This window comes from Marinobacter sp. C1S70 (assembly GCF_000475355.1).
In the GTDB taxonomy this organism is placed as follows: domain Bacteria; phylum Pseudomonadota; class Gammaproteobacteria; order Pseudomonadales; family Oleiphilaceae; genus Marinobacter; species Marinobacter nauticus.
The window spans coordinates 40,956-47,703 of the sequence record NZ_AXBW01000017.1; the positions used below are offsets into that span (position 1 = coordinate 40,956).

Sequence of the window (6,748 nt, forward strand, 5' to 3'; positions counted from 1 at the left end):
CAAGGCAGTGGTGCTGGCCGACCGTCAACGGCTTCGGGAAGCCCTGCCGAGCGGCGAAGGCTTACTCGGCATTGTCACCACCGATCGGGCAGAGGGGGTACTGTATGTGCTGTCTCGCTACGAAGACATGGTTTGGTGGTTACCGAAGACCGGTTGCCCGACAAGTCTCGTGGACTGCAAGCGCAAGTTGGATTTTGCCCGCATCAGATGTAAACAACTCCGGTCCGAATCCAAAGCAGTCATGGCGAGACTGATCTGGGCAAACACGAAGTTAGCGGTCTCAACAGTTTCTGGCCAGTTCATGAAACTTGTGGTTTGGTTGAACTGGCTGCACGACCAGGGTATCCGAAGCCTTGCCCAAGTCACGCCTATGGTTGCAGACCGCTATGTTCAACACGTAAACCAGCTCACCTCACCTAACAGGATCGGTGGGCCTCTGGCTCCTGGCACGAAAGCACAACGACTCCTGGTTGTGGAGACGTGCTGGCGCCACCTGCTGGATACACCAAACGGTTTCGACCACCCCTGGCCCGAGAACTCCGCAAGTGCGCTGGCCAAATTGAAACAAGCAACTAAGCCGAAAACCGACATCATTCCGGAAGAGGTGCTGCACCCTCTCTTCCAACAGTCCGAATCCCTGTTGAGCAGGGCTACCGAGTTGCTGGGACATCGAGACGCGGTGGGCGACTATCAATTACGCTACAAAAACCTATCTGGTCAGATAAAGGAAAAATCTCGCTTCCTGAAAACCCGCGGCTGGGATCTGGGTTTTGGAGCCTTAAACAACGCCCTTCGCGAGCTGCGCGATGGTTGCTTCGTGATCATCCTGGCCACCACCGGCATCCGGGCTCATGAGTTGGGCAACATCAGGCGGGATCACTGGTACAGCGAGGTTCGGGATGGTGAGCGTTTTTACTTCCTCGGCTCGCGCTCGGATAAAACCCATGAGGGCGAAACGTCATGGCTGTGCCCCGAGATCGCCATTCACGCCGTGAAGACGCTCGAACGGCTTTCAGAGCCCATGCAAATTGAGCTTGAACAGGCTCTGGAACATGCCATAGCAGTCGGTGATCATCAGGAGGTGACTCGCTTACAGGAGTGTTCTGAGTGTGTTGGGCTGACTAGAAGCATGAAAAAGGGTAATCCCATAAGTGTGATCAGTTGGCAATCATTGGATGATCGGCTGAAGAGATTTGCAACAAGCCTGAAGCTTGACTGGAAACTGGCATCGCACCAGTTCCGCCGCACATTTGCGAATTACGTTGTCCATCACAAGCTGGGCGACCTTCGTTACCTGCGAGACCACTTCAAGCACTGGAGCCTGGATATGACCATCTTGTATGTAATGAACGAGGCGCAGGATCTGGAGCTTTATGATGAAATCTATGCCGCGTTTGATGAAAAGCGTCAAGCCATCGTCGGTCACTGGCTGGAGCCGGACACACCGCTCTCCGGTGGCATGGGGGAGCATGTCCGTCAGATGCGAAGCCGCACAGAGAAGACTCGCACCTATAAAGATCGTCGGGAAATGGTTCAGGCCATCAGTGAACTGGTGTACTTGCGGTCCACAGGCATTGCCTGGTGCACCAATGACACCGGCGTAGACTGTGCAGGTGGCCAGTGCGAGAACTGTGAGCACGGTTGCATTGACGATAACCACAAGCCGTTCTGGGAAGGCCTTTACCAGCAACAAATTGAGCTGCGCCAGATCGAGGATCTGGACGCCTCGGGATCGAAGACCGTCGAAAGGACCATGGATCGATGCGAGAAGGTCCTGGCCGATCTCGGCGTAGACATCAACCGCCTCAAGGAGCAACTGGCCGATGTCGAAACCATCTGAGTCAGAGACTCACAAACGAATCCGCATGGCCATCGTGCGACTGGAAAAAGGCCAGCCCAAGTTAGTTGAGAAAGGGCGGAAGGTCTCGGTGGCTGCCGTGGCTGAGGAAGCTGGAGTCAGTCGTGCCCTGATTCACAAAGACTATCCTGACTTGATGGAACGCATCCGGGGCAATGCCAACAAAGCGATCCAGAGCCAGCGTGACGAGAAGCATCTCCAGCTCAAACAGGAGCGCTTCAAGAATCGTCAGCTACGTTCAAAGATCGTGGATCTAACGGAGCAGCGCAATGCACTTGCCTCAAAAAACGCTACCTTGGCACTCGAAAACCGTCGTCTGTTGGCTATTTTAGAGAGTAAAAACGTGACAGTTTTTAGGGGGAAACCGAGTGAGTAGTGCTATACATGTTTTGGCCGCCCGGTATTAAACAAAAGCGGACATTCGCGTTCTATCCTTTACTCTCGTTTTTGCCCTGAGTAGCTGTGAATGGTCTGACTTTGGATCTTAAAGAAAGCGACTATAAGAGGTCAGGCTCGGCTGATGGGCGATACTGCGGCCGAAGCTCTGACAGCGTTACTCTGCAAAACCCTGAAGGTCTCTACCTTGGGGTATTATTTGCCACTAGGGTATGTGGGCCGGCTACCAGAATGCCCTAGATAATCCAGCCGCCAGAATACCTGAAGTAATCGCCAGTAATGGTCTTTTAATCAGTAACATCACAACGGCTGTACTCGCTAACGCCAGACGGGCTCCATGATCCCCTTCGACTGCCATGGGGGCAATAATAGCCACTAACACGGAACCAGACATGGCATGAATGAACTGTTTGACTCGAAAGCTGATCGGCACAAAAGACATCACGTAAACACCGCCCCAGCGGGTGGCCAACGTAACCAATGCCATCGCCAGCACAATAATTAGTACGCCAATGCTGCTGGTTTCAATGTTCATCACGATCCTCCCATACCAGCCCGGCAAGACCACCGGCCAGTGCGCCAGTAATGACATGACTGTTTTCCGGTAGATACCAGTGAGCGAGTAGTGAGGACGTAGCTGCAACGACCCAGATGGCAAGCATTCTCAGATTCTTTTCACCGCCAACAACCATGGCTAGCAGGAAGCAGCCCATCACCATATCCAATCCCATACTTTTCGGATCGGTGACCACATTACCAAAGTAAATGCCGAGCCAAGTGCCAAAAACCCAGAACGACCAGAGTGCGAGGCCACCGCCAAATAACAAGCCTAACCCCGGCTCTTTACGACTGAACGCTTGCATGGCAGTGGCCCAGTTGGCATCCGAAGCAACCATCATGATGCCGTAACGCTTTGTTGGTGTGAGTTGACTGAGCCAGGGATAAAGAGTGGCTCCCATCAGAAGATGTCGAGCATTGATGGCGAATACCGTAATCGTCATGGTGAAAAACGGCACCTGAGAGCCCCAAAGGTCGAGGGCCGCAAACTGCGCAGCACCCGCAAACACCAGGGTACTCATGAGCACAGCCATGCCATCACTTAGCCCGGTCTGATTCGCTGCGAGCCCGAATGCTGCACCAAATGCAATGACGAACAAGGAGATGGGCACCAATTGCTTGAAGCCTGACCATACCAATGGTTTGTCGAGCCGATGTAATTCAGTGTTAGTGACGTCCAATTTTCACTCCGTATTAGTCTCACAAGTCTGGCAACTATGGATTTAGACGAAGCTTTAGAAAAGCGCATATATCGACTAGGATCTATTTGATATTCGAATGCTTCCGGAGGTGTAGGTGAATTACCACGATCTTCAGATTGACTGGCTGAAGTGCTTCGTAGCGGTGGTGGATGCTGGCTCTTTGTCTGCGGCCGCACCGGAGGTTCATCGCTCCCAGTCGGCTGTCAGTATGCAACTTAAGAAACTGGAATCTGCATTAGGGTGCCGGTTAATGATGCGGGGCCCACGCCAGCATCAACTGACTCCGGATGGGCAGAAGCTGTTGGGCTATGCCAGGCGCATGCTGGACCTGCATTCTGAGACTCAGGCTGCGTTTCATGGAGAAGAGCTAAAGGGGCGCATTAGACTTGGCGTACCAGACGACTATGCGGCGAAATACCTGACGCCCGTCCTGAAAAGGTTCGCGCCACAACACGGTTCGGTAGAAATTGAGCTGGACTGTGAACAATCCACCTCGCTCATCCCCCGCGTTGAGTGTGGTGAACTGGATCTCGCATTGGTTTCTCGGGATCACCCCCGACATGGCACTCTATTATTTTATGAACCTATGGTGTGGGTAGGATCGGCGCAGTTTCAGGTCTGGCGCAAAGATCCACTGCCCATTGCGGTCTATGAAAGTACCAGCCTTGCCAAAAGGAGCGCTATCAACTCACTGGGCTTGCAAGGGCGCCGCTATAAAGTGGTTTACAACAGTTCCAGTCTAGCTGGCCAGGTTGCGGCCGTGGAGAGTGGTCTTGCGGTCGCGGTGCTGACTCAATGTAGTGCACCTGCCCACCTGGAAGTCCTTGGCAGAGACCATGGGCTGGGTCCGCTTGAGCCAATGGAGGTGTCGGTGTTCCGTAGTCAGGCATCTCAGAATTCCGAGGCAGTAGACCGACTTCACGCGCTATTGGTTAAAACACTCCGCATGGCAAGCCCCTAGGACATACGGCCCTCCCAATACGTACCGAAAGGAGGAGTTGAGATAATAATGGTTCGACATTTTGACCGGTGGAGGCTAGTGGGCCGGAGTGAGTCCAGGTCAGCGGTTGATAAGAAGGTCGTGAACGCCCATCCTGAATATCCGCTTTGCGACCAGGCCGAGCTTCCCAAATAAACAAAGCGAATATTCGAGATTCATCTTCCGTTTAATAACGCTTGACGTTAATGTTGCATCACGTCACTATTGAATCATGATCATATCGTTCAAGTGTAAGGACACCGAGAAGTTGGCAAGCGGACGCCGCGTCAGGCGCTTCGTCAATTTTGAGCGAGTTGCGTTAAGGAAGATCCGGCAACTCCAAGCTGCGAGCCAGTTGGATGATCTTAAAGTGCCTCCCGGAAATATGTTGGAGCCATTGCATGGTGACCGCCAAGGCCAGCACAGCATTCGAATCAACAAACAGTTCCGGGTTTGCTTCCGCTGGACCACGGCTGGCGCGGAAGATGTCGAAATTGTTGATTACCATTAGGAGGTGGCTCATGCGCAACATTGATGCTGTCACGCCAGGCGAGTTGCTCAAAGAAGATTTTCTGGAGCCGATGGGCATTTCTCAATACCGCCTGGCCAAAGAAATTGGGGTGCCTGCTCAGAGAATAGGCCAGATCATCGCGGGAAAGCGTTCGATTACCGCAGATACGGACCTGCGACTCTGTCGTTTCTTTGGCTTGTCTAACGGCTACTGGTTGCGCGCTCAGGCAGCCTACGACACTGAGATTGCCAAAGATGCCCTGGAGGATCAGTTAAAGACTATTCGTCCGTGGACTGAGGTAACTGAAATCAGACACAGGGTATAACCAAAGGCTTCACAGCTATCGATTTCCCGCCGCTTTGCGACCAAGGCTACTCACGTATCTCAGCTAAACAAAAGCGGACATTCTAGCCACAAACCGTTTGGGCTAGCTCAAGAGATACTTCGTGACTGTGAATTTGCCGCGTTTTTACCATGAACCGGTCGGATCACGGATGAGAGATGGGTGAAAGAGTGGTTCTGTGATGACTCTCCTGTGTTTCTGATTATACTGGTCGCATGAAGCACTCTGAGATCGGCTTGCATATACGAACCTACGAAGACGAGGGAAAAAGCCACTCCCACGACCATCACCAACTGGTATTGCCGTTGGTGGGAACGTTATCTCTGTCAGTGGATGCCAAGGAAGGAAAGGTTGCACAGCATCGAGCGGCAATCATTCCCGCAGGAATTGGCCATGGATATGCTGCGACGGACGATAATCGGTTTTTGGTTGCAGATGTCCCCGAAGGCTTGGCCCCGGCGCTAGACAAGCTACCTTGTTTCGTAGACCTCGATCCGGCATTGCTCCATTACGTCCAGTTCCTTCACGCACAGCTCCAACATGGGACTGAGTCGGATTTTACCCAGCATCAAATGCTGCTTCTGCTGATTCAGTTGCTTCAGGAGCGCCATGGAAGTCAGCTGAAGCTGGACCGCAGAGTCCTCGCCGCGAAACAATTGCTGGACGAACACTTCAGCCGACCGCTGTCCTTAGCTGAGGCGGCTGCCGTGGCACATCTGAGCATTCGGCAGTTGAACGATCTGTTTCGGCGCCAGGTCGGCATGACGCCGCATCAATACCTCACAGAGTTACGAATGAAAGAAGCTTGGCGGCTTCTGGAGCAGTCGGGGCTCAGCGTCCAGCGAGTTGCCGACGCTGTTGGCTATTCATCTTTATCGGCCTTTAGCGACCGGTTCAGAGCCCACTTTGGCAAAGCGCCCAGCCACTTCCGCCGTATTTCGAAATAGTTCCGCCAGGATTTGAAAGTTCCTACCCTTCGCACTGGATACCCTTCTGCAATCATTCACACATGAGAGTTTCGGGAGGGTTTCATGGCATCCGTTACCGCCGCAACCTGGATCGGGTCAATTTCGGTTCTGTTATGGGGCACTTTGGCATTGCTGACCAAGCTTTCCGGTGGTGAGATTCCTGAGTTCCAGCTCATGGCCATGACCTTCGGTATCGCTTTCCTGCTGATGTGCGGTCGCTGGGTCTTCTCGGGACATTCCGGTGTGCATTATTTACGGCAATCGCCGCTTGCATGGTGCATCGGCATCGTTGGTTTGTTCGGGTATCACTTTGCCTACTTCAAGGCCATGACACTGGCCCCGGCCGTTGAAGTCAGCCTTCTGGCTTACCTATGGCCGCTGCTAATCGTCCTGCTGTCGGCCTTCCTGCCGGGCGTGCATATTCCGGCCCATCG

9 protein-coding genes are annotated in these 6,748 nt (G+C 53.2%); 7 read left to right on the plus strand and 2 right to left on the minus strand.

Features of this window, described 5'->3' with window-relative positions; all coding sequences use genetic code 11:
- The first annotated feature begins 7 nt into the window (after positions 1 to 7).
- Positions 8 to 1,840 (plus strand): tyrosine-type recombinase/integrase, encoded by a 1,833-nt coding sequence (locus tag Q669_RS05745; RefSeq protein WP_160170554.1) that lies wholly within the window; start codon positions 8 to 10, stop codon positions 1,838 to 1,840.
- Positions 1,824 to 2,234 carry a DUF6262 family protein gene (locus tag Q669_RS05750; RefSeq protein WP_022991563.1) on the plus strand — a complete coding sequence of 137 codons (411 nt, stop codon included), beginning with the start codon at positions 1,824 to 1,826 and terminating at the stop codon, positions 2,232 to 2,234. Before Q669_RS05745 ends, Q669_RS05750 begins: the two co-directional genes overlap by 17 nt.
- A 243-nt stretch (positions 2,235 to 2,477) precedes the next feature.
- Here the strand turns inward: Q669_RS05750 and Q669_RS05755 are convergent, their stop codons facing one another.
- Together Q669_RS05755 and Q669_RS05760 are read right to left on the minus strand one after the other, a co-directional pair.
- Entirely contained in the window at positions 2,478 to 2,789 is a 312-nt protein-coding gene (locus tag Q669_RS05755; RefSeq protein ID WP_022991564.1) for an AzlD family protein, read from the minus strand.
- Complete coding sequence (locus tag Q669_RS05760; RefSeq protein WP_022991565.1) at positions 2,779 to 3,492, minus strand: AzlC family ABC transporter permease; 714 nt, start codon at positions 3,490 to 3,492, stop codon at positions 2,779 to 2,781. Before Q669_RS05760 ends, Q669_RS05755 begins: the two co-directional genes overlap by 11 nt.
- 115 nt (positions 3,493 to 3,607) lie before the next feature.
- On the opposite strand from Q669_RS05760, the gene Q669_RS05765 reads away from it, so the two are divergent.
- From Q669_RS05765 to Q669_RS05785, 5 genes are all read left to right on the plus strand, one after another.
- Entirely contained in the window at positions 3,608 to 4,474 is an 867-nt protein-coding gene (locus Q669_RS05765) for a LysR family transcriptional regulator (RefSeq protein ID WP_022991566.1), read from the plus strand.
- Between the two features lie 250 nt (positions 4,475 to 4,724).
- Entirely contained in the window at positions 4,725 to 5,003 is a 279-nt protein-coding gene (locus Q669_RS19250; RefSeq protein WP_081699714.1) for a type II toxin-antitoxin system RelE/ParE family toxin, read from the plus strand.
- 10 nt (positions 5,004 to 5,013) lie between these two features.
- Entirely contained in the window at positions 5,014 to 5,328 is a 315-nt protein-coding gene (locus Q669_RS05775; protein WP_022991568.1) for a HigA family addiction module antitoxin, read from the plus strand.
- A 233-nt stretch (positions 5,329 to 5,561) separates the two neighbouring features.
- Positions 5,562 to 6,293, plus strand: coding sequence for an AraC family transcriptional regulator (locus tag Q669_RS05780; protein WP_022991569.1), 732 nt, complete (start codon positions 5,562 to 5,564; stop codon positions 6,291 to 6,293).
- Positions 6,294 to 6,377: 84 nt separating this feature from the next.
- On the plus strand, positions 6,378 to 6,748 hold a 371-nt coding region (locus tag Q669_RS05785; protein WP_022991570.1), incomplete at its 3' end, for an EamA family transporter.

Coding starts and splice junctions, on each gene's coding strand:
- Q669_RS05775 (WP_022991568.1), top strand. CDS start 5,014: ATGCGCAACATTGATGCTGTCACGCCAGGCGAGTTGCTCAAAGAAGAT.
- Q669_RS19250 (WP_081699714.1), top strand. CDS start 4,725: ATGATCATATCGTTCAAGTGTAAGGACACCGAGAAGTTGGCAAGCGGA.
- Q669_RS05755 (WP_022991564.1), bottom strand. CDS start 2,789: ATGAACATTGAAACCAGCAGCATTGGCGTACTAATTATTGTGCTGGCG.
- Q669_RS05780 (WP_022991569.1), top strand. CDS start 5,562: ATGAAGCACTCTGAGATCGGCTTGCATATACGAACCTACGAAGACGAG.
- Q669_RS05750 (WP_022991563.1), top strand. CDS start 1,824: ATGTCGAAACCATCTGAGTCAGAGACTCACAAACGAATCCGCATGGCC.